The following is a 26,784-nucleotide window of genomic DNA, read 5'->3' on the forward strand; positions in this document are numbered from 1 at the left end:
GGTGCGCGTCATTGCGCGGTTGTCGTGGCCTTACCTGGCGCACGGGATGGGGCCCCCGCAGGGGCCCGCACCGATGCGTCAGGCGGCGATCTGAGTGCGGCCGGCGGCGCTTGCCTCGGTCAGGAAGGTGACAGCCTTTTGCGCGGCCGACGCGGCCCGGAAGATTGCGCGCTTGTCGTCGCGCAGCGCCTTGAGCCACGACGCCAGGTAGGCGGCGCTGTTGTCGGTATCGGGCGTGCCGCCCTGCTGCGCGGTGACAAAGCACGCGCCCAGCTCTGCGATCAGCTCTTCAAAGGCATAGCCTTCCTTGTTCACGACATCGAGCCGATCGAGGCGCGACTTGTGCCCGGTCCAGTGGACCAGCTCGTGCGCCAGGGTGCCGTAATACGCTTCGGCCGTTTCAAACTGCTGCACCTTGGGCATGTGGATTTGATCGACGCTGGGCACGTAGCGCGGTTGCGTGCCATCCTTGACGATCCGCGCGCCGGTGGAGTGATAGAAGGCTTCCAGCGTGTCGATCGGCTGGGCGCCCGTGTCGACATCATCGAAAAGATCGGGTTGCAGGTTTGCCGGCAGGCCGTCGATCTGCTGGACGTTGAACACCGTGTAAGCCTTGGCAAAAGGAATGTGGCGCTCTTCGCCATTTTCGTCCTCTTTTTTGAAGGTGTCGAAGTAGACGACGCGGGCGCCCTTTTCGCCTTTGCGGACACAACCGCCGGCCGCTTTGGCCTGTTTGAAGGTCATCCACTGGTCTGCCGTGTAGCCTTTGGCCTGCGCCGTCATCCAGAGGATCAGGACGTTGATGCCCTGGTAAAACTTGCCGTTGGCGCGGCGCGGCATTTGCAGGGTTGCGCCACCTTTCCATTCCTTGCGCCAGGGCATGGTGCCGCCTTCCATGGCCTCGAGGATGGTGTCGGTCACTTCCTGGTAAATGTCGATCTTGGTCATTGTGTCAGCTCCTTGTTTGGCGCGCTTCATTGCGCTTGTGACAATTATCAAGATAGTGCCAATGGCACTAATGTCAAGAGGGTAAATCAAAATAAATGCGGGGGCAAAAATGAGCGATAGAAGCGCGCCGACCACGGCCGAGCTGGCGGCCGAGCTGGACAACGCGCCGGCCGCGCCAAGCGTGAAACCCAGCGCCGGCAATGGTGGCGGGAAGAAAAAGGGCAGGGCCAAGGGCGAGATTTTCGATGATTGCCCGATCGTGCCCCTGGGCGTGCGCGGCAAGAACGCCTACTATCTCGATGGACTGGGCCAGCTGCGCGCGATCGACAATCACAACGCGCAGAACATCATGTCGCTGTTCGGACATCACATCCCCAAGCTGTTCACCAAGTTTCCGCAATTCGACAAGGACGGAAACCGCAAGAATAACCGTTTTGACCAGACCAGTGCCTCGCTCGTCATGCACCAGGCGGCGGCCGAGTGCGGCGTCTTCAACCCCGACAACGCCGTGCGCGGAGTTGGGGCCTGGACGGACGACAATGGCGAGCTGATCCTGCACCTGGGCGACAAGGTGCTGTATCGTGGCGATAAGCGCTCGCCTGGTCGCATCGACGGCCGGATTTATCCCGCCGCATCGCCCATCCCACACCCGACAGATCAGCCCGTGACCGCCGATCCCGTCGAGCCGTTGCTCGAGGTGCTGGGCAGCTGGAATTGGACACAGCCGGACCTGCATCCATTCGTGGCCCTGGGCATGATCGCAACCCAGATGCTTTGCGGCGCCCTCGATTGGCGGCCTGTCTTCTGGCTGTTGGCGCCGGCCGGCGCCGGCAAGTCGGAGTTTCAGCGCCTGTTGAAGATGCTGCACGGCGACGATGGCTTGATCCAGTCGACCGACGCGACCAAAAGCGGGATCACCAGTCAGCTGGGCCAGTCGAGCCTGCCCGTTGCCGTGGACGAGCTGGAACCAGGCGACGAGCGATCGACCAAGGAAAAGCAGATCATCGAGCTGGCCCGCGTCGCCGCGTCCGGCGGGCAATGGTTTCGCGGATCGGCCGACCAGACCGGGGTAGGCGGCAAGGTCTATTCCGCCTTCCTGTTTTCCTCGATCCTGATCCCCGGCGTGATGAAGAGCCAGGACGTGCAGCGCTTGATCGTGATGGAGATGAAACCGCTCGACAAGAGCGCGGCCAAGCTCAGCCTCGATCCCCGCACCTGGCGCGCCCGTGGCGCGCGCCTGAAGGCCCTTCTGGTGGAGCGGTGGCCCGAATGGCCAGAGCGCCTGGCGGCGTGGCGTCAGAGCCTCGAGCTGGCGCAGGTTGTGGGCCGAGACGCTGACAACTGGGCCACCGTGATGGCAATGGCGGATTTGGCCCAGAACGACGAGCTGGCGGCCGAGGACGTGCGCGAGAACTGGGCGCGCAAGGTCGCTTTCCAGGTGGCCACCAGCCGCAGCGACACCACCAACGACGCCGAGGCGATGCTGCTGCACCTGATGTCCCAGGTGATCGACCCGTTCAGGCGTGGTCAGCAATTCAACGTCGCACAATGGGTTATGGCGGCCGGCGGTCTGCCTGGTGCGCCACCTGCGCTGACCAACGAGCTGGGCAGCGGTGCGACCGTCGACGCGCAGGAAAAGCGCGACCGCATGAAGAAGGCCAACGAGGTGTTGGCTGGTCATGGGTTGCGCGTCTACTCGGGCACCGATGCGCAGACGCTGTTCATCATGAACAAGCCGATCGAGCGCCTGTGCCGCCTCTTCCAGGGATCCGACTGGGCCAACGGCGTGTGGCAGCAATCGGCCAAGCGCGTGCCTGGTGCCGTATCTCCCTCCAACGCCCTCACACTGGCCGGGATTACGTCGCGCGGCGTGTCCATGCCTCTTTCGGCAATTCCGGGGCTGATGTCGCTGCCGATGGACAACGCCCAGAGCACGACCGCGCGCGCCGGCGACGACCTCGAGGACTTCAAGTAACCATGCGACAGATCAAGGCTTTGATATCGTGGGTTTCTTTGCGCTTCCCCCGCACCCCGTTGGATGCCATAATTGACGCGGATCAAGGCCATGCGGCAGCGGGTCAGGGTCACAACGCCACAACGCAAGCATACCCTGCCTGTTGTGGGCTTGTTGTGGGCAAAAAGCCCACCAAAACAAGCACTTATCAATCATCCACAACGCTACAACGCAAAACAGCGCCCCTCTCACATGTGTGCACACACGCGCGCGCGCGCATGCGAGAGTATGTATATTTCTGTTGTAGCGTTGTGGATAGTATCTATCTATCTGAAAACCCTCAGAAAAAGCCCACAACAAAGCCACAACAAGCCCACAACGCGAGCCGTTTTGCGTTGTGGCTTGCCGTTGTGAAATTCCTCAAGCCTTTGAAATTCAATAAAAAACGGGGGTTTTATGCCTAGAACCGAGCGCGAAACCGAGAAACTGGCGCGTGAGGCGGCCGAGCGCGTCGATCGGGACCTGGAGCAAGGCAAGCAGCTGGGCCTGCTGCCAGACGTGCCTGAGCCGCACCTGCCCGAGCCGAAGGGAAGCGGGCGGCCGCCTGGTTCGAAGAACAAGGGCAGCTCCCAGATGCGCGAGTGGATGGCGGCGCGCGGGTTGCGGATGCCGGAGGAGGTTATCGCAGAGGTCGCGGGCCTGCAGGCAAACGGCAAGGATGCCTTCAACTTCGCCCTGGCACAGACCGAGCGGCTGCTGGGCCATGTGGGGCAGAGCGCGGTCAACAGGATCTTCAAGGTGGGCGAAGGCCATGTCACCCTCGATGGGCCCTGGCAGCCGAGCCCGGCGGAATTCATCGACACGTTCAAGTTTTTCTATGGCCAAGCGCGGCAGGCAGCGGCGGACCTCATGCCTTACGGCACACCCAAGGTCACGCCTGACACGAACATCAATCAGAGCGTCAACGTGATCGTGCCCACCGCGCCCAGCCAGCCGGCTGATCGGGCCGCCCAGGCGCGCGACGTGACGCCCTCGAGCGCCGCTCGGATGGTGCCAGCGGACGTGAAAGCGGAAATGCAGCGAAAACAAGAGGTTAGAGACGAGGAAAACGACAATTCGGACGCGGAAATTCGGACGGACGAGGCAAGCGATTGAAAACGCAGAGTAAAATAGAACCCTTCGAACTGATTAAAAATCAGTCGCGCCGCGCCGGTTTCGCGCCTGGCGCGCGCTCGATCGCGCGCCTGACCCCCCCGGGGGGGGATCCCGGCGCGTTCTCTATGCCCCTCTGTCCGACCCCATACGGCTTTCAGGTCCTGAGCGGGGTTTCGGCATGAGCGTAACCTTGAAGCCAGGGTTTTGGGGTTGGGGGGGCGCCTGGGCGCCAGCGCCCGAGGGGTCGGGGGGCGCTAGTGGTCCTGGTGCGGTCGATCTGGAAGGGCTCGACGCGAAAGAGGCAATCGCCAGCCTAGACGGCGATTTTGCGCAAGGTCAACTGCCAAATGTCGGCACGGTGACTTTCCCCGGTCCGATGGCCGAGGAATTCTACTGGTCCGATGCGGACGTGCATTTCATCCAGGGGCCGGTCGGCAGCGGCAAGACCACAACGTTGATGAAGTCCCGCCTGCGCCGCGCGATCATGATGCCGCGCAGCACGGTCGACGGGGTGCGGCGCTACAAGGTGCTGTTCATCCGCGAGACCTACCGGCAGCTGTGGTCGACCACGATCCCGAGCTACCTCGAGGTGTTCCCGAAAGACCTGGGCACCTGGTCGGGCGGCCGCGGGGATCCCGTGACGCATGTGATCCATTTCGAGGATGAGCATGGCCCGATCGAGTTCACCGCGGAATTCATGGCCTTCGGGGACAACATCATCGCCTCGATGCGCGGCGTGCAGGCCACTGACATCGTGATGAACGAAGGCGACACAATGCCCGTGGACGTGCTGACCGTGGGCATCGGCCGGATCGACCGTTACCCCGGACGGCACCATTTCGACGGCTTGCCGCGTCAGATCCAAAGTTATGGCCAGCTGGTGGGCGACATGAACGCGCCCGACGAGGACAACTGGACCTTCAGCGTCCTGCATGACGGCGACAACCGCCGCAACATGGGCAAGCAGCTCACCCAGGCGATGCAGGACGACGAGACGGCTCTGGCGCGCAAAGAGGGCCGCAAGCCGGACACGGTGCGTGAAATCCGCATCGAGTTCACCAATCAGCCTGGATACGGCGAGCCAGGATGCGAAAACACGCAGAACCTGTCCCCAAGCTACTACCCGCGCCAGATCGCCTCGATGAAGCTCGCCGGCCGCGGCGACATGGTGGATCGGCTGGTTTTCAACAAGGTCGTGTATCTGCGGGTGGGGGATCCCGTCTTTGAGCGCGAATTCAATGCGCGCATTCACGTTTCCGAAGAGACGATCCCCATTCTGCCGAACCTGCCCCTGCTGGTCGGGCTTGACCAGGGCTTTAAGGGCGCGGCCGTGGTCGCGCAGCTGGCGGGGTGGATGCGCTGGCGGATCCTGGGCGAGCTGCATTTTCCCAACGAACGGCTTATGGCCGTCACGTTCGGACAACGCCTGCAAGAATTCCTGGAAACCAGGGCGCCGGGCGTCGAGGTCGAAGCCGGTTACGGCGACATGGCAGGCGAACACGGCGCCAGCCAGGCGGCGGACGAAAACGAGACCTGGAACCTGCTGGTGGCGCGCACGGTCGGCTTTACCATCCGGCCCCAGATCATCGGCCAAAACCGTATCCAGCCGCGCCTCGAGGCGGTGCGTGCCGCCCTGGAAGCCCCGCTTGAGGGCGGCCAGCCCGGCGTCCTGATCGACCCGAGCTGCAAGTTCCTGCGCCGCGGTTTCTCTGCCCGTTACGTCTGGACCGACGAAATCGACCGCAACGGCGACAAGCGCAAGGTGCCCGACAAACGTTACACAGAGGCCAACGTGATGGATGCCCTGCAGTACCTTCTGCTGAGCCAGCACAAGGCGGACGGCACCAGCCCCTACATGCACAGACTTTCCGACAATCGCCCCCATGCACGCATGGGACACAACGGCGGGCCCCGGATGTCGGATCGAAAGACCGGCGGCCTGCAAATGCGACACGATGTCCTGAACCCCTATGGAGGATAGCCACATGGCCAAGACCACGACCAAGAAAACCGCCGCCAAGAAACCGGCCGCCAAAGCATTGAACCCCGAAAAGCTGCATACCCTGGCGGTGCATATCTCGAGCTTTCCGCATGGGGTGCCGGATCACGTGATTGCCGACCTCGAGCAGCACGAGAAGCTGAAACTCACCCAGAAATCGGGCCAGTTTCGCGCGGCGATGCACGGTCTGACCACCAAGCCGGCCCCGACCAGGCGCGACGCGCTGACGCTCTGGGCCAACAAGGCGCGCCGCGAGGCCGCAAAGGCGCCGGTGTGACATGATCGACCTCAGCGGCTTCACCAACCTCGCCGGCATGGCCGTTCTGGGCCACCTCGATGTCAACGACCTGATCGAGGCGCAGTTGGTGCGCGGCCACCAGGCCGATCACCTGGACCTTTTCACCGACTGGAAGGTGATGCAGGCGGGGGCGGTGGTGTCGCTGATCCTGAGCGACCCAAAGACCGGGGGCCGGCCGTTCGCGGTGCTGGCCCTCGGAAACACCGGGCAGGCGGGCGTGGCGCAAGCTGCGCTTCTGTCCAAATGTCACGTCCGCAATCGGCGGTCCCTGGCGCGTGCGGCGCTGCAAATCCGCGCGCGCCTGCCAATCTTCTGCGAAGAGGTGGGTATCTTCCGCATCGAGGCGCGGTGCTGGTCGGATCATCCGACCGCGCCCACGTTCCTGCACCATTGCGGCTTTCACCCCGAAGTAGACATGCCCGGTTTCGGCCCCAAGGGCCGCGATCGTTTCACGCAATTCGCCTGGACCAACCCCTGCACGAAAGGAACCTGAAATGTGCTTTATGAAAGCCCCCAAAGTGAGCGCGGCCGCGCCGATCGTGGCCAACAACAGCAACGAGGCCAACCAGCTGGCCGATGAAGAAGCGCGGGCCCGCCGCCGGCGCTCGGCCGCGGCCGCTGTTCTGACCAGTCCGCGTGGTATTCCGTCCGGCAAAACCAATCAGCTGGGAGTGCCGGCATGAAGCATCAGGCCATGGCCGCGGTCAAAGACCAGCGCGCGCGCGCTGCGATTGACCGCTATGGCGAGCTGGAGCAGCATCGCCGCAAGCATGAGCGGATGTGGGCGGAAATCGCCTGTTTCATCCGGCCGCAGCGGGCGGGGTTCCACGTGACCTCGCCCACGCTGAAGGAATACCAGGCGCCGCTGTCCAGCACGCCAATCATGGCGCACCAGCATTTCTCGTCGGGGATCTATTCCGGGCTAACCAACCCTGCCGTGCGGTGGGGTGGGCTGACCACGCCCGACGAGGACTTGAACGCCTGGCCGCCCTTCGCTCAATGGCTGGAACGGCAGGAAGCCAAGGTCAACCGCAGTTTCAGCCCATCGAATTCCAACTTCTATCCCTCGAGCTTCCAGGCGTATGGCGACATCGCGGCGTTCGGAAACGCGGCGGGATACGACGAGCTGGACGAAGACGAGCGCCGCTTCATCGACGTCACCGTGAACCTGTGCGAAATTGTGGCCGATATCGACTTTCACGGCCGCGTCAACGAGGTGGTGCGGAAATTTCCGCTGACCGCGCGCCAGGCAGTGCGGCAGTTCGGCAAGGATGCGCTGCCCAAGGAAATCGGTGACCGCCTCGAGGCGGGCGGCACCGATACGTTCCAGTTCTACCACCACGTCTTTCGCAACGACGAGTTCGAGCCTTTCCGGCTGGGCAGCAAGGGCAAACGGTGGCTGTCACGCTATGCGACCGAGGCGGACGAGACGCTGGTGCGCGAAGGCGGATACCAGGAAATGCCGTTCTACTATCCCCGGTGGGATGTGGACACCGGCGAAACCTATGGCGTCGGTCCCGGTTTCACGGCCCTGCCGGCCGCCAAGGTCAATCACCGGATGCAGGATGCGATCATCCGATCGGCACAATGGGCGGCGGATCCGCTGCGTCTCTTGCCGGATCGGAACACCTTGCCGCTCGATGGCGAATGGCGGCCGGGGGGCGCGGTCTACAACGCGATGGTCAACGGCCGCTCGATGATCGGCACCGAGACTTTTTCGGGCAATGTGGGGCTGACCATCGAGCAGCAGCGGGCGGTGCAGGACGAGATCCGCGAGGCGTATTTTTATTCCACCATGTCGCTGACCAATCGCACTGGCATCAGCGACGAGGAAAACCGCGTGCTGGACGAGGCGCGGCTGCGCAGCTGGGCACCGCACGCCGACCGGGTGATGGAGGAATGGGCGGCCCGGAAATACGCCCGGCGCTGGCAGCTTCTGTTGCGGGCCGGTCAGATCGACCCGGTGCCAGAAGGCACGCCAAAGGACGCGCAGCTGATGATCCGCTACCAGTCGGCCGCTGCCATGGCCTTGCGCGCCAGCGAGGCCAATGCCGTGCGGCGTTTCGTGGCCGACCTGGCGCCGGTCATGGAGATCGACCCCAATCTGCGGCATCGCCTGAGTTCGGACGATTACGCCGAGGTTCTGCATTCGGCCAACACGATCCTGCCGCAACGCCTGTTGCGCACGCGGGAAGAAGCGGCAGAGCGCGCGCAGGCCGAGCAGAACGCGCGGCAAATGGCGCAGATGGCCGAGCTGGCCAAGACCGGCGGGCAGGCCGTGCGCGATGTGGCGCAAGGCGAAGCGGCGCTGGCACAGGCGCAGGAAGGGGAGGGGTGATGCGAGTACCAAACGAAAAGATGGCGCCTGGTCATTTGCTCGAATATCGGTGCCCCAAGTTCGGCCTGGTGTTCCAGTGGCGAATTTTGGGCATCTATTTGGGAGCCACCAGGCAAGAAAGCTTGATCGAAGTCGAGGCGGTTTTTCAATCGCCAGGCACCGACAGCGCCGGCGCGGCATACCCCAAAATGATGGTTCCTGAGCCTATGACCCGAGGGCTTTCCGTCATTGCCCCCGGCGTCCAGCAGTAGGAGGCCTCATGCTGCAAAGACTAGCCATTCTCGCCGGCCGCTTCGGCTCTTTCTGGCACGGCAGTTCCGCCGATCTGCGCGCGCGGCGGGATGCGGCTTATGAGCGGGCGCTGCGCTGGCGCAAGGCGTTTGCTGCGGACCCGCAGTTGCGGGCCGACCTGGTGGAGCTGGGCGACCTGTTACAGGCGTCGGCGAAGCGGCCGACGCAGGCCGGGGACATGCTGCCCGGCACCAAAGATCTTTACCAGTGCGGTGTCGATGAAGGGCGCCGGTCACTGGCATTGGAGGTTCTGGCCCTTGGCGGGCTGGACGAAGAGGAAATGGTTCAATTGATGGAGGAACCGGACGATGTTTGAATTCTGGAAATATGGCCCTGTCTGGGCGCCCAACGATGACACGGCGGCCGGCGGCGGTGGTGACGATACTGTCGCCGCCGGCGGAGATGACACCGTGGCCGGTGGTGGTGGCGACGACACAGCCGCCGGTGCTGGTGGCGACGACAAGGGTGGTCGTGGCGATCCCTGGTGGCAGGACAAGCGGTTTGACGAGGGTGTGCAGACCCAGCTGAAAGCCCTGGGCCTGACCGTCGATGACCCGCTCGACGCGATCAGCCGCCTGACGCAGATGGAAAAAAGCGCGAAGCAAAAGCTGGGCGCCAACCCCAACGACCTGATTGCCAAGCCCAAGGACGGCCAGGACGTGGCCGAATGGCTGCGCAGCAACGCCGAAACCTTCGGGATCCCGGAGAACGCCGAAGGCTACGAGGTCAAGCGGCCGGACGACTGGCCGAAGGACATGCCCTGGAGCGACGACATGGAACAGCAGGCGCGCAAAATCGCGCACGAGGAAGGGCTGAGCGGCAAGGCGTTGCAGCGCATGACAGATCTGTTTGCCGACCACGTGAAAGGCATTCATCAGGGCGCGGACGAAGAGCTTGCGCGGGCCAATGCCACCATGATGCAGGATCTGCAAAAGGACTGGGGCGACCAGGCCAATGCGAAAATGGCGCAGGCGCAGCAGGCGGCCTCGATGCTGGCGCAGGCCGCCGGCCTTGATGAAGCGGCAATGGGCAACCTGGCCGAGGCGCTGAAACCCAAGATCGGGGACGCCAACACGATCCGGCTTTTTGCGGCCGTTCACAAGATGGCCGGCGAAGACGGTCTTGTGCTTCCGGGCGGTGCGCCGAGCGGCGCCATGACGCCGGCCGAGGCGCGCGCTGAAATCGAGAAGATGAAATCGCCGGATAGTGACTTCGCCAAGCTGCGCCGCGATGCGACCGAGGGCAAACGCAAGGACGAGTTCCAGAAAGCCAATAAACGCTGGCAAGAGCTGCACAAGATTGCCAGCAGCTGATCCGTTAGGGATCTTCGCTACATGTGCCCCTCGGTGAAAACCGGGGGGCATATTTTGTGTTTTTTCTTGACTTCTGAAAATTTCTCCCGATTAAATCGCGGCTGACGGGCGACCCGGTTTCCGGGTCCGTCTGATCCGGGTAATCCCGGCGTGCTGGGCCCTCGTAAGGCCAAGGTGCGGGTCCGGATCGACCGGGCGACCCCTCCGAAATCTCATCACATCGTTGATTTTTTGGAAAATGGAGGGGCAGCCATGTCCTATCGTCAAGACGTCGAGGCGAGCCATCGCGAGACGTATGCCAACAATATCCAGATGATCGCCCAGGAGCATGGCCACAAGATCCGCAGTGCGGTGACAATCGCGCAATGCTCGGGCGACGCCCGCAACGTCGCGGACCTGCTCGATGCGCAGGACTACAACGAAGACGAAGACTACTCGATGCAGAACCCGAACATCCGGTCCAAGCTGGATGCGGTCTGGCTGATCCGGCCCAAGATCATCGACACCGGCGAGGTGATCTACAAGGAAGACAAGTTCGACCTGGCCATGGATCCGACCTCGCGGTTCAACATCAACAAGGTGCGCGCTGTCGAGCGCGGTGTTTTCGACCGCTTCATGGGCGTGAAGAAAACCTCGAGCGGTTCGTTCAGCATCTCGGGCGGCGGGATCCTCGGCACGCGTATCACGGGCAAGATGAAAACCGGCGCGGCACTGCCCGGCGATCAGATCATCCCGCATGGCAGCGCCGGCATGACGCTGGAAAAGCTGAACACCATGCAGCTGAAATTCGGCCTGGGCGACTTCGGGCTGGACGACGACCTGGGCGGCGACCTCTGGGGTTGCATCAGTCCCAACCAGCGGTTCGACCTGCTGGATATCGCCATCCAGACCCAAACCAGCCTCAACGCCTTCCAGGTCGAACAGATCAAGAGCGGCAAGCCGACGTCGCTTTTCGGGGTGAACTGGATGTTCAGCAACCGTCTGCCTGTCGTTGGCGGCGCGCGCTACTGCCCGTTCTGGCTGAAAAGCCAGGTTGTCGGCGGTTTCTGGCAGGACGTCGAAGGCGACATGTGGAACCTCAGCAACGCCAAGAACCGGCCCTACTGCTACGTCAGCGCGTATCCGACCGGCACGCGCCTGGAAGACGGTGGCGTGGTGGTCGTGGCCTGCCAGGAAAGCTGATCTGACCGGGCCGCCTGAGCGCGGCCCGATCGTTTTCACACACTGACAAGGAGGGCCAGCACATGCCCGTAGTCGAAGGAAAATCCGATCTTATCCACGATCCGCGCGCCGGCGACACGCCGCCGGATCCGCAACGCGCGCGCGGCGAGCTGATCAGCATGGTGGGCGCCGTGTCCAATCTGGGCACCGACAGCGACACCTCGATGTATCACCTGGCCGACATCCCGTCCGATGCCATCGTGCATCCCGACACCGTGTTCGATGTCGAAAACTGGGGCTTTGCCCAGGTCGTGATCGGCACCGAAACAGACACCGATGCCTTGCTGGACGTGGCCAAAAGCGCGGCCACCACCCAAAGCCCGTTCGCATTCGGGGATGCCAACCACGGCAAGGCGTGGTGGGAGGCCTTGGGCCTTGCATCCGATCCGGGCGGCTTCATCAGCCTTTATGCGCACGCCGAGGCGAATGCCACGGGCGCGGGCTCGATGCCGTTCTGCATCGCCTACCTGACGTCCCACTGACACGCCGGCCGGGGCCGCCCGTCCGGCCCCGGTCCTTTCCCTGAGCCGAGCCCCGCATCATGCCTGATCCGATCGAAAACGGAGACGTCCTCGAGCAAGCCTTCATCCTGATGGAGCTTGAGCCGCCCAGTTCGCTCGATGACGGATCGGCCAAGGCAACGGCGGCCGCGAAGCAGCTCCCCCGAGCGTTCAAGATCGTGCTGGAAAGCTATGACTGGTCGTTCGCGCGTAAAATCCACGATCTGCCTATGATCAACCTGGCGCAGGAAAACATCCCGGTCGATCCCGATTTGCCCTATGCCGCCCGGCTTCCTGCCGATTGCGTCGCGCTTCGCAAGGTGTATCTCGACACGCGCTACCGCTACCGCGTGGACGAGGACATCGTTCGCACCGAGGTCGATGCGCCTTTGACGGTGCGCTACACGAGCAGCGATTATCGCCTGAAATTCATGCCTCAGACCTTTCAGCAGCTGGTCGCCTACCAGCTGGCCATGATGCTTGCGCCGAAATACGTGAAAACCCGCAGCAAGCGTGAGCAATTGCGCAGCGAAATGGCCGATGCCAGCTATGCCGCGCGCTCGAACGACGCACATACCGCCTCGGTCGGACGGCTGGACGGCACACAGGATGTCATCGACTGGGCGCAAGAGGCCGTGACATGAACGTGCGCGTCCCCAAGGTTGCCTTTTCCGGCGGCGAGATCGACCCGCTTCTGCATCAGCGCATCGACTTTCAACGGCACCAGTCCGGCCTTGCAAAATGCCGGGGATATCTGCCTTTGCGGCAAGGCGGCTTCACCCTGGCGCCGGGCACGATCTACCGGGGCACCACCCGCAACAACCAGCTGGCCGTGCGGATCCCCTTCATCTTTTCGCGCACCGACAGCCTGGCGCTGGAATTCACCGACCAAAAAATGCGCGTCTGGCGCTATGGCGAGCTGGTGACGACCGGCGGCGGTCAGGTCTACGAGCTGGACACGCCGTTTCTCGAGGCCGATCTTTTCGATCTGAGCTTTCAGCAAGACAGCGACCAGGTTTACCTGGCGGACGGCAAGCGCCCAATCCAGCTGTTGAAACGCTTTGCGCTGGACAATTGGGAAATTGCCGACGCCGACTTCAAGACCGGGCCATTCCAGGCCCAGAACCTCGATCGCGATCTGACCATTCAATGCGCGCCGGTCAACGGCTACGTGAAACCATGGTCTGCAAACGAAAACATCGGACCGGCCCTCGGTACTTTGCGGCGCTATGGCGGCACGGTCTATTCGGTCGAAAGCTATAGTTATAACGGCGAGACGTCTCCCGATTGGGACATCCAGACCGGACCTTCGCCGCCAAATCATGCGAATGGGAGCAAGACCTACAGTTGGGTTGCCGGTGGCGACAACACTCTGGCAATTACATGGTATGCCGAATATTCCACCGAGACCAACGGAACGGTCGATCTTACAGCGGCTGACGACGTGTTCACCGCATCCGATGTCGGCGGGTTGTTGCAGATCAAACCGACAGATTTCCAGGACGTGCCGTTCTGGCAGCCCGGCCTCACCCAATCGGCAACCACTCTCTATCGAAACGATGGAAACATATACGAACTGGTTGCCGGCACCAGCACAGGAGCGTCGCCGCCGGTTCATGATTTCGGCCAGGTGCTGACCGACAGCCAGGCCGGTTCAAGGTATCTCTTCAAGTCCAGCGAAGCCGGCATTGTGCGCATCGCGTCGGTTACAGATGCGCGCAATGCGACAGCCACCATCATCACGCCGATCCCGCAACCTTGTATCGACAGCCCGACCTATCGCTGGGCCCGCGGCGCCTGGTCCGATGAATTCGGGTATCCGCGCTACCTGGCAAAGTACCGGCGCCGGCTTTACGCCGCCAATTCGACAGCGGAACCGCGTACGCTCTGGGCGTCGGCCATCGGCCTTTTCACCGACATGGAGCCCAAAGACGAGGCGACATCGGCATTTGCCTATGCGCTGAGCGGCGACCAGGACCAGAACGAAATCACCTGGCTGATGGGCGCCAAGCGCGGGATCTACATCGGGGGCGGTGGCGAGGTCTTTATGGGTTTTTCGGCCGTGCAGTCGGAAGGTATCGCACCGGACACTTTCGACACCGAGCTGGTCGACAGCGGTGGCTCCGCGGCCGTGTCTCCAATCAAGCCTTATGGTTTTCCCGTCTATGTCACGGCAGACCGCACGGCCGTCAACGAGGCGCGCTACAGCTTTGAAAGCGACGGCAGCGAACCGATCGAGCTGTCCCTGCCGTCGCAACACTTGGGCAGCGAGTTCTTTCGGGATCTCGTCTGGCAGGCGCGCCCGGACCGGCTGGCGTGGCTTCTGGACGACGCCGGCCAGGTCCATGCCCTGCTTTACGATCCGACGCAGGACGTCTTGGGCTGGGCGCCTTATCCGACAGCTGGCGGTTTCGTGGAAAACCTCGATGTCACGGTTTCCGCCGATGGGTCTTATGACATCCTGACCATGATCGTGCGCCGCGAGATTGATGGCGCAACCGTGCGATATGTCGAGGAACAGGCGATCAATCGTCTGCCCATGCTGGGGCGCCAGCCGGAAACCGCGTTCAATCACGGCTTTGCCACCAGCGTTTTCTCCGAGGGCGCCGCCACCGCCGAATTCAGCCTGCCTCATCTGGCCGGCGAAACTGTATATGCCTGGACCGACCAGGGCCACCAGGGACCGTTTGTCGTTGCGGGAGACGGCACCGTGACGCTGGATTATGCGTCGAAGCAGGCGATCATCGGCCTGGCGGACCCGGATAGGGTCGCACGCACGCTTTCGATCGAACCATCCGCGCGCGACGGCGATCCCCGCGGCCGGCCGCGTCGTATCAGCGGATCGGTCGGCATTGCGCTTTACAAAACGGCGGCTGGCAAGGTGCGCGCCATCGCGCAAAGCTTTGCCGATGGAGAGGCCGGCGATCCCGCGCAAGACTTGGTTTCACGCGAAGTCCTGACCGACGAAACGATCCTGAAAACCGGGGTCCGGTCGATCGACCTGCCGACCGGACACGCCGATGAGCAATTGCTTGAGTTCCACCCGATCGGCATTGCGCCCATGACGATCACGGCACTGATCGTGCCAGTCGAGGAAGCGGGGGCCTGATGTGTGAGATAATTTCCACCACCTTGGCAGCATTGACCGGCGCCGTGGGTGCTGGCGGCGCAACTGCCAGTGCCGCGACCGGCATCGGTGGTCTTCTGCAAACCGCGGGGACAATCGCGGCCATTGCGGGCCCGATTGCGCAGGGAATTGCCCAAAACAAGGCCGCTCAGGCATCGGCGGATAGCATTGCGCAGCAACGTGGCCAAGTTGCCAAGTTGAACGCGATCGAGGATCAGCGCACGCGTCGCCAATATCGTCGCGAAATTGCACGCCAGACCGCGCAGCTGGCAGAGCGTGGCCTTGATCTGGCCAGCCCGACCGCGCAGTTCCTGGGCCAAACCGCAGCCAAGGAAATGGCGTTCGCCTCTCAGGCGGTGCGCCAGCGCGGCGCCAGCCAGACCACCGAGCTGACCGCGCAGGAACGTGCCCTGCGCGCGCGGGGCCGCCAGGGCATTTTGAAAGGCGGGTTTTCCGCGGCCGGTCAATTCCTGAGACGTGCGCCTGACATGTGGCCGGAGCTGCTGGCATGACGCGGCTGGTCATGCCCCGCGCCGGGACCGACCCGGGGCCTGCCGCCCGCGCTGTTCCACAACCGGCCAACGAGGTGGGCGCGGCGATCGGCGAGTTAGGGCAGGTCGCCAACAACATCGGCACCGCCATCATCAACGACAAGCTCGATCGTGAAATGCGGCGCGCCCAGGTCGACCTGACCCGCGACATCAACAATCTGCGCCTGGAAATCGAACAGGTTGGAGATCCTGACGAGGCGGAACAGCAATGGTCGCAAGGCATCAGCGCGCTTCGACAAAGTTACGTGGCACCCGGAGACAACGGGCAATGGCGTGTGAGCCCGCGGAACCTGGAGCGGTTCAACCTGGCATTCGATGACCTGGCCAACCGTCACGCATACCAGATCGGTGCGCAAAGTATCGAGCGTCGGCAGTCCGAGCGCATGGCCACGTACCGGGCATATCAATTCGAGGCCGAGCGTGCCGCCACCAAGACGGATGCGGATACCCGCGATGTTCTGGCTGTAGCGGGCGAAGAGCAAATTGCCGGCCTTTTGAACGCCGGCATCATCGATGCCGAGCAAGCGGAAATTGAACGCCAGACCCTCCGCCAAAATCTTGATCGGACAGCCGCGTTCGAAACCTACAACAGCGACCCCGAGCTGTTTCTGGAAGAGCTGGACCGCGGCGATTACGAATTCCTGGACCCCCAGGTTGCTACCCGAATGAAGGCAGGGGCAAAGGCTGACCTTCTGAAGGCGGAAGAAAAAGCGCAGAAAACCGCCGAGGCCAAGCAAAGCGAGCGCCAGAAAGCCGTCGCCAACGATCTTGGGCGCATATCCAGCATTTCGGACACCACACGCCTGACCGCCACCGATCGCGCTTTTGTGGAAAGCGCCGAGGTGGCCGAGCTGGCAAAGTCTGACGATGATGTGGCGCTGGCCCTGCGCAAGGCTCAGGCCCGGATCTCGCTGGACCAGGACGCACAGGTCTATGAAACGATGACGCCGGCCGAGCTGCGCACTTCGATCGAAATAGAGCGCCAACGCAAGGTCAAGCACCCGTTTGAGGAAGAGCGCCTGGGCGTCCTCGAGCAGCTTCTGGACCAGACCGAGAAATCGCTGGACACTGACCCGCTTGGCCATGTTGCCAGCTTGGGTTTCGAGCCGCCGGCGCTCGACCTCGACGCGGACCCCGAGACCTTGGAAGCGCAATTGGCCGCACGCGTGCGTCACGGCCGGGTTGTCCAGGAACGCGGCTTCACCGATGGTATCGTCATCCTGCGCCCAGAAGAGCGCGAACAGCTCAAGGAAGCCTTGGGAAAATCCGCCAACGTGGCGCGCCGCGAGGCCGTATTGCAAAGCTTTGCGCGTGAGTTGGGCGATGATGCGCAGTTGGTGATCGCCGCGGCCACCAACGACCCCGCGCAGGCCCATATCGCACATCTTATCACCCAAGGCGCGCCAGCCAGCACGACGCGCGATGCGTTGCTGGGGCAAAAGCGTCTGGCAGACAAGACGGTTTCCGCTCCCAGCCCTGACGAATTCAGAGCCGCGTTCCGTGGCGCAACCGGCAACATGTTCCTGGAATACCCGGATCTTGAAAAACGGCTGATCGCAACGGCGACGGCGCTATATGCCAATGCGGACATCGACGCGGGCACCGTGGACAGCGATATCGTCCGGCAATCGGTCAACCGCGCGCTTGGCGGTGATGGCCAGGGCAGGGGCGGCATTGCCTATATCGACCGGGCTGGATTGGGAAATGCCTACAACCTACCCTTGCCGGCCAATGTCGCAGCGCGCGAGGTCACGGGCGCCCTCGATCTGATCGAGCGAGGATTGCAGGAATATAACTACAAGACCCGTACGACGCGAGCCGAAGATGGGGCGGTGGTTCGAGAATACGCCCGCAAGTCCGCTGACTTCACCGCTTTGAAAGCAGCATCCCTTAACGGGACTGCGCCCAACCTTGGCGACGAAAATGCCGCCGAGATATTCGAGGATCTGCAAATCGTTCCGGTCTGGAAAGATGGCCAGCCGCGAGACGCCTACACCTTTGTCCGCATGACACCACGCGGCCCGGTGGCAATCATGGACGAAAACGGCGACCGCTACGAGTTCAGCCTGAACCGACTGGTGAGGGCGTCGCGGCAATGACCCAGCTGACACTCCCAGATACCGCGCCGCCTTCCGTTCTGAGCCGCAAGCCCGCCGCGCAGGCCGTGTCCCCCAATGCGCCCAAGGGCGATATCCCGGCCCGCCCGGATGCGGCATCGCCCCGGATCACAGCAACCCCGCCGCCCACGGAGATCGACGGGCTCGACGCGCTGACCGACCCGCCGAGCTTCAGCGACCGTTTCGCTGCCGGATGGCAAAAGCGCACGATCGAAGCGGACACGTTCGACTATACCGGCCGGCTGGAAATGGAATTTGCGCTCGACCTGGCGCGGATGCTTCCGGCCGAGGGCCGGCAACGGCTCAAGGATGCGGCTTTCGAGCGCAAGATCCATCCGGGCTACGGGCCGCACAACACCGCGCAGATGCGTGAACTGCTGTTTGTCGAGGTGGCCCGCGCGCGCGCGGACGGATTGCCACCGTTCCTGAACGCTCCGGTGGACGAAGCGGCGTTCCAGGAAGCGATCTTGGCTGACCGGCGGCGCAGCTACGAGGAAGCCGATCGGCTCTTGTCGATCGACGGCGCCGGCGTCGGCGGTTTCCTGGGAGGAATGGCGCGCGACATTGTGGATCCGATCAACATCATGCTTGCGCCGGCGGGTGTCGGCGGTGGCATCGCCCGCACCGTCGCGGCCGAAACTGCGATCGGCGGAATTGCCGCCGGCCTCGGGCTACCTGGTGAATTCCGGGTAGCCGAAGAACTGGACCTGCCAAGGCCGGACGTATTCAACCGGATCGTAACCGAGGCGCTGGCAAGCGGTGGCCTCGCCCTTGGGATCCACGGCCTTGCGCGCGGCGCGTCCGCCTACCTGACACGCAACGAGCGGCGAGGACAGGGCAAGCCAGACCCAGCCGTGCCGGATAGCGTTCATGAAGAGGCGCAGCGCCAGGCCGAAGACGAGTTGATGGGGCAGGTGCCGGAACGCGACCTTACTCGATCTCAAACCGAAGGTGCCTTTGTCCCGCCGGACTTCGATTTTTCGCTGACCGGCAACGCCAGCCCGCGCGACAATCGCGTGGGCTATGTGTTCGGCAAGCTGCTTGAAAACGGCATGGAGCCACACGTGGCCGCCGGCTTCGTCGGTAACTTCATGGTCGAAAGCGGGATCGGTCTTAACCCGCTCGCCCGAGGCGATGGCGGATATGCCCATGGCATTGCCCAGTGGAATGACCGGCGCCACGCGCTCTTTCGTTTCGCGGAGCGTCGCGGCACCAGCTGGGATGACCTCGACACGCAAATTGCCTTCTTGCTGCACGAACTGGAAACCAGCGAGGCCGGTGCCTGGGCCAAGATCCGGCGCGCCAGCACCGCGGCCGAGGCTGCGCAAATGGTATCGCGCTACTACGAGCGGCCCGGGATACCGCACATGAACCGCCGCGTGTCCTATGCCAACGGCGTCATCGAGCAGTTCGAAGGTGGCAACGTGCCGAAAGGAGGTCAGACATCGGCCGCCTCTTATACACCCTACACCGGCACATCGCGCGGCTATACCAGCACAGGCCAGGTGCGCACCGCCGGCGGCACTCGGATCGACGTGGAATATGAGGTTGTCGATGCTTCCCTCCTGGTGCGCGCGGGCGGCGATCTACAGCCGCGTGACCGCACACTGGTGAACAGCGATGCGCAAATTGCCGACATGGCGGCCTCGCTTGATCCCGCGCTGTTGATGCCGGCACCCACGGCCGACAGGGGCGCGCCGATCGTTGGACCCGACAACATCGTGGAAAGCGGGAACGGCCGGAATGCCGCCATCAGCATGGCGGCCGAACGGTTCCCTGATCGTTTCAACGCTTACCGTCAGCAGATCGAGGCCGCGGGCTTCGCCATCCCCGAAGGTGTGCAAACGCCGGTCCTGGTCGGTCGCCGCGTCAGTGCGATGGACGATGCCGCGCGTCGGCGCTTTGTCATCGAGGCTCAGGATAGCGGCGTTGCGCGCATGACCCCTGTGGAGCGAGGCCGGGCCGAGGCCGCGACGCTGGACCCCGCCACGCTGTCGCGGCTCGACGCGGCCGCGCCTCTTACCGATGCCGCCAACGCCGACTTCGCCCGCGCCGCACTGGCGCGTCTGCCGGCCACCGAGCGCAACGCCTTCGTCGCGCCAAATGGTGTCTTGAACAGAGAGGGAGAAGCGGCGCTGCAGCGTGCGCTGTTCGCACGCGCCTATGATGATGCCGAGATATTGCGGCGCTTTACCGAACAGGACCAAGGCGAATTCCGCGCGCTGCTCGATGCGCTGGCCGATGCTTCGCCGGCATGGGCGCAGTTACGTGCTGATGTGGTTGCGGGCAACGTTCGCGCCGAATTCGACATCACGCCTCACATCATGGACGCCATGCGTCTTATCTCGCAGGCGCGCAGCGTTGCCGGCCGAGAGGGGCTGCCCGTCGCCGACATCATCGAGGACATGCTTTCCGACATCGACCTGCTGACAGGCGCCGTCCCGCCATTGACGCAGGCGCTGGTGCGCAAGTTCTGGAAAAACGGGCGTGCGGCCTCGCGCAAGGACATCGGTGCTTTCCTGACACGTTACGCCAACGAGGCTCGAAAAGTGGGGCGAGCCGATGCTGGCTTGTTTGGCCAGGGCCCGGATGCGCTCGACGTGTTGCAGAAGCTCGATCCTGATACCTTTGGCGATCTGACAGAGCTGGGCACCGCGCGCGTGCGACCGGATCCCCCGCAAGACGTGGTGCAAACGGCGATGCCCGAGGATGCCTACGCCCAGGGTGCGCAGTCCGCCGAGGCGCTGGATGCGGCACAAGAGGCCGTCGAAGAGTTGCGATCGTCAATCTCTGAAGGTCCGTTCGGCCCTGTCCTTACCGACTTTGAAGGCGATTGGCGCGGGGCAGTTCGAGAACTTGAGGCGCGCCAGTCCGGCGAGGCTACTGGTGCCCTGACACACAAAGACATCGGGCCTATTTCGCTGGTCTGGGGAGAGGTCGGAACCGGACGGGGAACCGGCTACGGGCTGGCCAAAATCAAGGCGAGACATCCCGAGGCATTGAACGACTTGCAGGGTCTCATTGCCCGCACTGATATCGTGTCGAAAAGCGAAAACCGCATCATTCTTGAAAGCGAGGCTGAAAAAGCCGTCGTGCGTCTGGACTGGGATGGCGAGGCCAAAACGTGGCTGATGACGGCCTTTGAAAAGCAGCGGGGTGGCGACCGTAGTACAGGGAGGGCCGCCGATTTGCCGGAAGGCTCATCCCCTTCCGCACCGCCGAGGAATGAAAATAACTCTGATCCCGACATAATTCAAGACGCTCAGCCGTCCGACCTGCGCGCGGCCCTCGAGGCGCGGGCTGCAGTGCGCTCTGAGCTTTTGTCGGATGGGGACTTCGAGATCCTGACGGACAGCGGCGACATGGTGAAAGCCAGCGAGATCCTCGAAGACCTGGACGACGAGGAGGCGCTGGCAACCGTGGTGCAGCTCTGCGCCACCAAGGGGGGCGCCAATGCTTAAGCCCCGCAATATCAACATCGAGCTGACCAATCGGGCCGTTTCTCAGGCGAGCGGCAACCGTTTGGCAGAGGTGGCGGGTCGGATCTCAGCGAAAGAGGCACTTTCCGCGATCCGGCCCGTCGCCGCAGGGGAGGGCTACTGATGGCCAACATGCACGATTGCATCGACGCGGCCGTGGCATCCGGCGAGGTGAAGGACCGGACGCGGGCCGAAGCGGCCAAGCAGGTCTATACCGAGCTGTACGAGCGTTATCGCTCTGCCATGCCGGACGCGCAGGCGGCGATCCTGGCCAAGAAAGACCTGGGCCAAGCCACGCGCCGCGCCCGCAACGCGCGCTTTCACGCCGTCACCAATCAGCTGCAAACCATGCGACGGATCACGGCCCTGGTCGGAAACAGCGATCGGCCCGATCTGGCGCTGCAGTCCCTGGTCGAGTTCGTCGAGGGATCCGGCTTTGATGGCGAAAGCGTCGCGTCCCTGACACGTGCCTACACCACCAGCATCAATGCCGGCATCGTAGAGTTCCTGAAACAGGCGGGCCAGCGCGCTGGCGGCTTCAACCGCGACAAGGCGTTGCTTGAGGATGTCATCCGGGAATTGCACCTCGAGGACACCGGCAACCAGGCCGCCAAGGATCTGGCCCAGGCCATCCAGCAGCAGCAGCGCCGGATGCGGCAGAGCTTCAACAGCCACGGCGGCGATATTGGTGACCTGGCCGATTACGGCGTCAGCCACACGCACGATCCGATGAAAATGCGCAAGGCAGGTTTTGCCGCCTGGCGTGAGCAAGTCTGGACCAAGGTGGACTGGGCGCGCATCGAGAATACCAAGACCGGCCGGCCCTTTGCGGCCACCAAGGGCGAGCTGCCCACGGGAGCGGCCGCGCAACAGGCCGAAGTCTTCCTGGAAGAAATCTTCGACAACATCACGTCACTGGGCTGGGATCGGCGCTATCCCAAGATGCAGGTGGGTGGCAAGGCGCTTTACAACCAGCGGGCCGAGGCGCGGGTTCTGCATTTCAAGTCGGGCAGCGACTGGCTGCGCTACAACGAAAGTTTCGGCGCGGCGGATCCGTTCTCGTCCGCGGTGGGCGGCCTGCACGCCCTGGGCCGCGACGTGGCCCTTATGCGCGTACTGGGGCCCAACCCTGGCATGGGCCTGGAATACGCCAGCCAGGTGGCCAAGAAACGCGCGCAGGTGTTGAGGAAGCAAGGCGCGCGGCATCGCAACATCATCGGTATCAAAAAAGATATCGAGGACCTGACTGACCGTGCGGTGACCCGCACCCGTGCCATGCTCGCCCATGCGGATGGATCCGCCAATGTGCCAGCCGAAGGCTATGGCGGTGTTGCCGCGTTCATGGGCGGGATGCGCAATTTCGTTGTCTCCACCAAACTTGGGGCAGCAATCCTGTCATCGGCCACCGACACCGGCAGCATGTATCACGCCGCGCGCACGATCGGCATGGGCGGCGGCCAGGTGCTGACCCGCCATGTCGATCTGATGGCCAGCGCCGCGACACGCGAGACGGCCGCCCAGCTGGGCTACGTGGCAGATACGTTGGCCACCGTTAGCTCGGGCGCCGCGCGTTACATTGGCGAGACGTTCAGCCCGGAAGTGACGCGCCGCCTGGCCGACTTCACCATGCGGATCTCGGGACTGAACTACTGGACCGACATGGGCCGCAACGCCTTCAAGATGGAAATGTCAGGCTACCTTGCCAGCAACGCCGATCGGGCTTTGGCCGATGTCGAGCCGCCCTTGCGTATGCTGCTGGAGAACCGGGGCATCAGCGCGGCCGACTGGGATGCGCTACGCGATCCGGCTACCATGTTCACCGCCCCCAACGGCGCCAAATTCATCAGCCCGGCATGGTTCCTCGAGCATACGTCCCTGCCGCGAGACCAGGCTGAAGGGCTTTCTATGCGCCTGCTGATGGCGATCGAGGAGCAGGTTGAATACGCGATCCCGACCCTTAACCTTTCTGGACGGGTAGCGATCCAAGGCGAAACCCGGCCTGGCACGCCTTTAGGCGAACTGGCGCGCAGCGGCGGCATGTTCAAAAGCTTCGCCATGTCCCTGATGATCAACCAGGCGCGGCGTTTCTGGGCGCAACCAACGCCCATGGCGCGCGGGATCTACGCAGCAAAAATGGCGGCGACATTGACTGTTCTGGGCGGCGTGGCGGTGCAGCTCAAAGAGCTGGCCAAGGGCCGGGATCCCCGTCCCATGGACAACCCGGCCTTCCTGGCCGCGTCGGTGTTGCAAGGCGGTGCCCTCGGGATCTTCGGGGATTTCTTCTATGCCGGCAGCAACCGTTTTGGAGGCGGATTTGCACAGACCCTGGCTGGGCCGGTTGTCGGGCTTGCGGAAAATGTTTCGCGACCAATCCTGAGCAATGCGGCCAGGGCGGTCAAAGGCGAGGATCTGCTGCTGGGCCGCGATATCGCCAACCTGGTGCGTTACGAAACGCCGGTCTTTTCCAGCCTTTGGTATACGCGGCGCGCCTTCGATGGGGCGGTTGCCGACCAGCTGCAATTGTTCCTGGACGCAGAAGCGGATGCCCAATTTGCGCGGGCGACCCGACGCATCGAGCGCGAAATGGGCACACCGCTTTGGTGGAAACGAGGCGATATCGCCCCGTCTCGAGCGCCTGACTTTTCAAATGTTCTTGGAGGGCAGTAAATGACCACGGCAACTTTTCCAGGCATTCCCGTCTATACTGTTTCCGGGGTGGGCCCGTACCCCATCAACTTTGAATTCACACAGGGCGCCCTGGCGCCGGTTATCGCACTCGACGGTGTTGAAACCAAGCTGCAGGGGTCCGAGTTCACCGTGCTGCCGAATGCCGGCCAAAGCGGTGCGCTGACGCTCGAGGCGTCCGTCGCGGAAACCTTTGACGGTGGCACACTCTATCTGTGTCGGGACACGCCACACGTCCAGACCTGGCAAGGCCAGTCTGCCCGTGAAGGCGGGCTCGAGGTCATACTGGATCGTCTGACCCAAAGCCACCAAGACACGCAGGAAACGCTCAAACGCGCCTTCCTGGCGCCCAATTCCGGCAAGGTGCTGACGCCCGGATCCGTGCCGATCATCAACGAACAGGGTCATTTGGTCGGCGGTCCGACCGCCGATCAGATCGCGGCCGCCCAAGGCTACGCGGCTGATGCCCAGGCCGCTGCCGCGCGCTGGCGCTTCACTCTTGACCTTCTCGTGGCCGACATCGATTTCACCTATACGCTAGGTCAGCCGGGTAGCGTAATACCCGGTCAAACTGTTCAAGCCGGGCCCTACCGCTTCGAGTTTATCTCGTCTGAAGCTGAAGCATCCGAAACCCATCGGACCACGGCTGGTGGTGTTAAAATGCGGGCTCTGCCTGATGCGGCAGGATGGGTCTGCCTGTCCCAGTTCGGCGTGGTCTATTTCGACCGCAGCGCGGCGGCGTCAAACGGCGCGGCGATCAACAGGGCGCTGGCTTACTGCGGCCTGCAAGGCTACGGCCTCGACGTTGGGCGCGGTGTGATCTTCAACAGCGTTCCAACTGTCGAAAAAAAGTGGGTTCGCAAGCGCGGGCACGGTATGGGCTTCTGGCAGAAGCAGCCCACCGAAGAGTACCCCCCGCAGGCGGCAACCTGCGTTGTCATGACCGGCACCGGCCCGAAGGATCAAACCCTGTTCGGCGTATCCTCATGCGATGCGTGGGGCGCCAGCCGTGACAACCCCAGCCCGGTCGCGGGATACAATGACGCCCGATACATGCTGGACAGCTACGTGAACCCGAGCACTTCGGCAGGCGGGCAAACGCTCAAGCCGTTTTCAGCGGCGTGGACCGTTGAGGGCGATGAAGGCAACAACCAAGAGGCGTGGGGCAGCTCATTCGAAGACCTCCGCGTCATGCCTGACATGGGCGGTCTCGACGGTATGGGGCTTATGCGCTCATCCAACCGAGACGTGACCACGCCGCTGTCTAGCGGTGTCTGGGACGTGGGTCTCTACCTCAAGTCCGTTCGTGGGGTTAAGGGACACCGCATCCAGTTCGTCGGCCAGTGGCGCATGCGCGCCCTTCTCATCGCCCCCCATGCCAAGCGGGCCAACACTGGGGCCGCAGCCTACGATTGCAACTTCACCGACTTCGTGTTTTCGAGGATCGCCATTCGTTCCATCGACAGCGCCCCTGTCGTGGACAAGACCGCGACGAGCGTGGATATTCCGTGGGCGGATGATCACGCGTTCGGCGCAGACGGAGACTTCTCGATCCAACTTTCGACAGGTGGGCGCGGTGGTACGACGCACACTTTCGAGAGCATGTCGAAAATCACTGGCGGCGATTACGATATCCTGCGCCTGAACGGTGTGACACCTGACCCCACGGCGGAGAACTACGTGATCGCCCGGCCCGACGCGAAGGGTGGCGGCACGTCTGAGATGATCTTCCAGAACGGAGAAATTCATGGTTTCGTGCATGGCTCGCTGTTGCCGGGTGAGCATGAGAACTTGGGTGGCATCGGCGCAGGGCCGTTTGAGAAACCCCTGTCTGCGCTCGAAATCAGTGGCGATGAACTGACGGAGATCAGCTTTCCCGGGACGTGCATGACTGCCTACGACACTGTCGCGGCTCATATCCACGGCGCGCGTGAGGTACATCTCCCCGTGCTGTGGGAAATGCACAATGGCGCCCGCCTCATCTGCAGCCCTCAGCGTCTGACCAACCCGTACACAATTCATCCCAGTGTGCCGGCGGCGACGGAAACCCTGACCGTCTACCACGAGCCGTGGGGGTCGACCATCGACAACGGCACCTTGGACGAGCGGCCGAAGATCAATGACGGAACCGTAATGAAGCGGTTTACGGATGGCTCCGATAAGGGGTTCTTTGAGCCGGTCAATCTGATTTCGTATCGTCGTGCATTGAGGGCCAACCTCGATACCGGCGTGATGCTCGTTGCGCCGCCCGGTGGTCGCGCAGGTATCGGACGCTTGACCTTGCCGCCCGGTTACCTCGACCCCGACAAGGACGACAACGACTGGGCGCTGTTCTACGACGATGGCGACGACTTCATTCGGTTGCGCAAGGATATGCACCCGAACACCGCCGGATCCGAAAACCTCGGCAGGCGCGTCGCGCCCTATGGTCTGATATGGTCGTGGAATTTTGCCTCGTTCGAGATCGAGCTCGCGGACAACGCGGTGGCGACAATCGAAACGCCATTCATCGGCGGCAAGCTCTCGCTGAGCAGTTTCAATGCCGGGGATACCCACGCGTATATCGGAGAGGGTGTGGAGGTGCGGTTCGATCTCGGCGGTTCGCCCGGTATCCAGAAGACATCCAGCAACGATGGCGGCAGCGTTGAGGTGGGCACCACTGCGCTCACCGCTGGCACGAGCGATGGCGTGGACGGCGCCGTCAATATCGCGGCTACGGTGAACACACTTCAGATCAAGAACATGCGGGAAAGCACCCGCATCTTCCGTGGCACGATCACGTTCTGATGCGCCAGTGCACCGTGAGGC

21 protein-coding genes are annotated in these 26,784 nt (G+C 63.1%); 20 read left to right on the plus strand and 1 reads right to left on the minus strand.

Going from position 1 to position 26,784, the window contains the following annotated elements; translation table 11 throughout:
- Positions 1-78: 78 nt before the first annotated feature.
- Entirely contained in the window at positions 79-948 is an 870-nt protein-coding gene (locus KUV49_RS09655) for an ArdC family protein (protein WP_222449757.1), read from the minus strand.
- Between the two features lie 109 nt (positions 949-1,057).
- On the opposite strand from KUV49_RS09655, the gene KUV49_RS09660 reads away from it, so the two are divergent.
- The 20 genes from KUV49_RS09660 (at position 1,058) to KUV49_RS09755 (ending at position 26,763) form a co-directional block, all read left to right on the plus strand.
- Positions 1,058-2,923, plus strand: a complete 1,866-nt coding sequence (locus KUV49_RS09660; RefSeq protein WP_222449758.1) for a hypothetical protein — start codon at positions 1,058-1,060, stop codon at positions 2,921-2,923.
- A 435-nt stretch (positions 2,924-3,358) separates the two neighbouring features.
- On the plus strand, positions 3,359-4,057 hold the full coding sequence (locus KUV49_RS09665) for a hypothetical protein (protein WP_222449759.1): 699 nt from the start codon (positions 3,359-3,361) through the stop codon (positions 4,055-4,057).
- Positions 4,058-4,433: 376 nt separating this feature from the next.
- A complete protein-coding gene (locus tag KUV49_RS09670) occupies positions 4,434-6,038 on the plus strand; it encodes a hypothetical protein (RefSeq protein ID WP_222449760.1) in 1,605 nt (534 codons plus the stop codon).
- 4 nt (positions 6,039-6,042) lie between these two features.
- Entirely contained in the window at positions 6,043-6,333 is a 291-nt protein-coding gene (locus tag KUV49_RS09675; protein ID WP_222449761.1) for a hypothetical protein, read from the plus strand.
- A gap of 1 nt (position 6,334) precedes the next feature.
- Positions 6,335-6,847, plus strand: coding sequence for a hypothetical protein (locus KUV49_RS09680; protein WP_222449762.1), 513 nt, complete (start codon positions 6,335-6,337; stop codon positions 6,845-6,847).
- 10 nt (positions 6,848-6,857) lie between these two features.
- Positions 6,858-7,037: a hypothetical protein gene (locus tag KUV49_RS09685; RefSeq protein WP_222449763.1), complete on the plus strand. Its 180-nt coding sequence runs from the start codon at positions 6,858-6,860 to the stop codon at positions 7,035-7,037.
- Positions 7,034-8,692, plus strand: coding sequence for a portal protein (locus KUV49_RS09690; RefSeq protein ID WP_222449764.1), 1,659 nt, complete (start codon positions 7,034-7,036; stop codon positions 8,690-8,692). Before KUV49_RS09685 ends, KUV49_RS09690 begins: the two co-directional genes overlap by 4 nt.
- Positions 8,692-8,943, plus strand: coding sequence for a hypothetical protein (locus KUV49_RS09695; RefSeq protein WP_222449765.1), 252 nt, complete (start codon positions 8,692-8,694; stop codon positions 8,941-8,943). Before KUV49_RS09690 ends, KUV49_RS09695 begins: the two co-directional genes overlap by 1 nt.
- Before the next feature lie 8 nt (positions 8,944-8,951).
- On the plus strand, positions 8,952-9,299 hold the full coding sequence (locus KUV49_RS09700; protein ID WP_222449766.1) for a hypothetical protein: 348 nt from the start codon (positions 8,952-8,954) through the stop codon (positions 9,297-9,299).
- Positions 9,292-10,296, plus strand: a complete 1,005-nt coding sequence (locus KUV49_RS09705; RefSeq protein ID WP_222449767.1) for a hypothetical protein — start codon at positions 9,292-9,294, stop codon at positions 10,294-10,296. Before KUV49_RS09700 ends, KUV49_RS09705 begins: the two co-directional genes overlap by 8 nt.
- Before the next feature lie 252 nt (positions 10,297-10,548).
- The gene (locus KUV49_RS09710) at positions 10,549-11,478 is read left to right on the plus strand and encodes a phage capsid protein (RefSeq protein ID WP_222449768.1); all 930 of its coding nucleotides are present in this window, start codon (positions 10,549-10,551) and stop codon (positions 11,476-11,478) included.
- 62 nt (positions 11,479-11,540) lie between these two features.
- Positions 11,541-11,999 carry a hypothetical protein gene (locus KUV49_RS09715; protein ID WP_222449769.1) on the plus strand — a complete coding sequence of 153 codons (459 nt, stop codon included), beginning with the start codon at positions 11,541-11,543 and terminating at the stop codon, positions 11,997-11,999.
- Between the two features lie 59 nt (positions 12,000-12,058).
- Positions 12,059-12,661: a hypothetical protein gene (locus KUV49_RS09720; protein ID WP_222449770.1), complete on the plus strand. Its 603-nt coding sequence runs from the start codon at positions 12,059-12,061 to the stop codon at positions 12,659-12,661.
- Between the two features lie 116 nt (positions 12,662-12,777).
- Positions 12,778-15,126, plus strand: a complete 2,349-nt coding sequence (locus KUV49_RS09725) for a hypothetical protein (protein WP_222545604.1) — start codon at positions 12,778-12,780, stop codon at positions 15,124-15,126.
- Entirely contained in the window at positions 15,126-15,656 is a 531-nt protein-coding gene (locus KUV49_RS09730; RefSeq protein ID WP_222449772.1) for a hypothetical protein, read from the plus strand. The genes KUV49_RS09725 and KUV49_RS09730 overlap by 1 nt, the downstream gene beginning before the upstream one ends.
- On the plus strand, positions 15,653-17,794 hold the full coding sequence (locus tag KUV49_RS09735) for a hypothetical protein (RefSeq protein WP_222449773.1): 2,142 nt from the start codon (positions 15,653-15,655) through the stop codon (positions 17,792-17,794). The genes KUV49_RS09730 and KUV49_RS09735 overlap by 4 nt, the downstream gene beginning before the upstream one ends.
- Positions 17,791-21,273 carry a phage tail tip lysozyme gene (locus KUV49_RS09740; protein WP_222449774.1) on the plus strand — a complete coding sequence of 1,161 codons (3,483 nt, stop codon included), beginning with the start codon at positions 17,791-17,793 and terminating at the stop codon, positions 21,271-21,273. The genes KUV49_RS09735 and KUV49_RS09740 overlap by 4 nt, the downstream gene beginning before the upstream one ends.
- The gene (locus KUV49_RS09745) at positions 21,266-21,415 is read left to right on the plus strand and encodes a hypothetical protein (protein WP_222449775.1); all 150 of its coding nucleotides are present in this window, start codon (positions 21,266-21,268) and stop codon (positions 21,413-21,415) included. The genes KUV49_RS09740 and KUV49_RS09745 overlap by 8 nt, the downstream gene beginning before the upstream one ends.
- Positions 21,415-23,958, plus strand: a complete 2,544-nt coding sequence (locus KUV49_RS09750; protein WP_222449776.1) for a hypothetical protein — start codon at positions 21,415-21,417, stop codon at positions 23,956-23,958. The genes KUV49_RS09745 and KUV49_RS09750 overlap by 1 nt, the downstream gene beginning before the upstream one ends.
- The gene (locus KUV49_RS09755) at positions 23,959-26,763 is read left to right on the plus strand and encodes a hypothetical protein (protein ID WP_222449777.1); all 2,805 of its coding nucleotides are present in this window, start codon (positions 23,959-23,961) and stop codon (positions 26,761-26,763) included. It abuts the gene before it with no gap.
- Positions 26,764-26,784: the final 21 nt, after the last annotated feature.

Source organism: Roseovarius atlanticus (assembly GCF_019802205.1).
GTDB classification, from domain to species: Bacteria; Pseudomonadota; Alphaproteobacteria; order Rhodobacterales; family Rhodobacteraceae; genus Roseovarius; species Roseovarius atlanticus_A.

What these genes read in the sequence shown, in the direction of transcription:
- KUV49_RS09655 (WP_222449757.1), bottom strand. Translation starts at nt 948, where the DNA reads ATGACCAAGATCGACATTTACCAGGAAGTGACCGACACCATCCTCGAG.
- KUV49_RS09660 (WP_222449758.1), top strand. Translation starts at nt 1,058, where the DNA reads ATGAGCGATAGAAGCGCGCCGACCACGGCCGAGCTGGCGGCCGAGCTG.
- KUV49_RS09665 (WP_222449759.1), top strand. Translation starts at nt 3,359, where the DNA reads ATGCCTAGAACCGAGCGCGAAACCGAGAAACTGGCGCGTGAGGCGGCC.
- KUV49_RS09670 (WP_222449760.1), top strand. Translation starts at nt 4,434, where the DNA reads ATGGCCGAGGAATTCTACTGGTCCGATGCGGACGTGCATTTCATCCAG.
- KUV49_RS09675 (WP_222449761.1), top strand. Translation starts at nt 6,043, where the DNA reads ATGGCCAAGACCACGACCAAGAAAACCGCCGCCAAGAAACCGGCCGCC.
- KUV49_RS09680 (WP_222449762.1), top strand. Translation starts at nt 6,335, where the DNA reads ATGATCGACCTCAGCGGCTTCACCAACCTCGCCGGCATGGCCGTTCTG.
- KUV49_RS09685 (WP_222449763.1), top strand. Translation starts at nt 6,858, where the DNA reads ATGAAAGCCCCCAAAGTGAGCGCGGCCGCGCCGATCGTGGCCAACAAC.
- KUV49_RS09690 (WP_222449764.1), top strand. Translation starts at nt 7,034, where the DNA reads ATGAAGCATCAGGCCATGGCCGCGGTCAAAGACCAGCGCGCGCGCGCT.
- KUV49_RS09695 (WP_222449765.1), top strand. Translation starts at nt 8,692, where the DNA reads ATGCGAGTACCAAACGAAAAGATGGCGCCTGGTCATTTGCTCGAATAT.
- KUV49_RS09700 (WP_222449766.1), top strand. Translation starts at nt 8,952, where the DNA reads ATGCTGCAAAGACTAGCCATTCTCGCCGGCCGCTTCGGCTCTTTCTGG.
- KUV49_RS09705 (WP_222449767.1), top strand. Translation starts at nt 9,292, where the DNA reads ATGTTTGAATTCTGGAAATATGGCCCTGTCTGGGCGCCCAACGATGAC.
- KUV49_RS09710 (WP_222449768.1), top strand. Translation starts at nt 10,549, where the DNA reads ATGTCCTATCGTCAAGACGTCGAGGCGAGCCATCGCGAGACGTATGCC.
- KUV49_RS09715 (WP_222449769.1), top strand. Translation starts at nt 11,541, where the DNA reads ATGCCCGTAGTCGAAGGAAAATCCGATCTTATCCACGATCCGCGCGCC.
- KUV49_RS09720 (WP_222449770.1), top strand. Translation starts at nt 12,059, where the DNA reads ATGCCTGATCCGATCGAAAACGGAGACGTCCTCGAGCAAGCCTTCATC.
- KUV49_RS09730 (WP_222449772.1), top strand. Translation starts at nt 15,126, where the DNA reads ATGTGTGAGATAATTTCCACCACCTTGGCAGCATTGACCGGCGCCGTG.
- KUV49_RS09735 (WP_222449773.1), top strand. Translation starts at nt 15,653, where the DNA reads ATGACGCGGCTGGTCATGCCCCGCGCCGGGACCGACCCGGGGCCTGCC.
- KUV49_RS09740 (WP_222449774.1), top strand. Translation starts at nt 17,791, where the DNA reads ATGACCCAGCTGACACTCCCAGATACCGCGCCGCCTTCCGTTCTGAGC.
- KUV49_RS09745 (WP_222449775.1), top strand. Translation starts at nt 21,266, where the DNA reads ATGCTTAAGCCCCGCAATATCAACATCGAGCTGACCAATCGGGCCGTT.
- KUV49_RS09750 (WP_222449776.1), top strand. Translation starts at nt 21,415, where the DNA reads ATGGCCAACATGCACGATTGCATCGACGCGGCCGTGGCATCCGGCGAG.
- KUV49_RS09755 (WP_222449777.1), top strand. Translation starts at nt 23,959, where the DNA reads ATGACCACGGCAACTTTTCCAGGCATTCCCGTCTATACTGTTTCCGGG.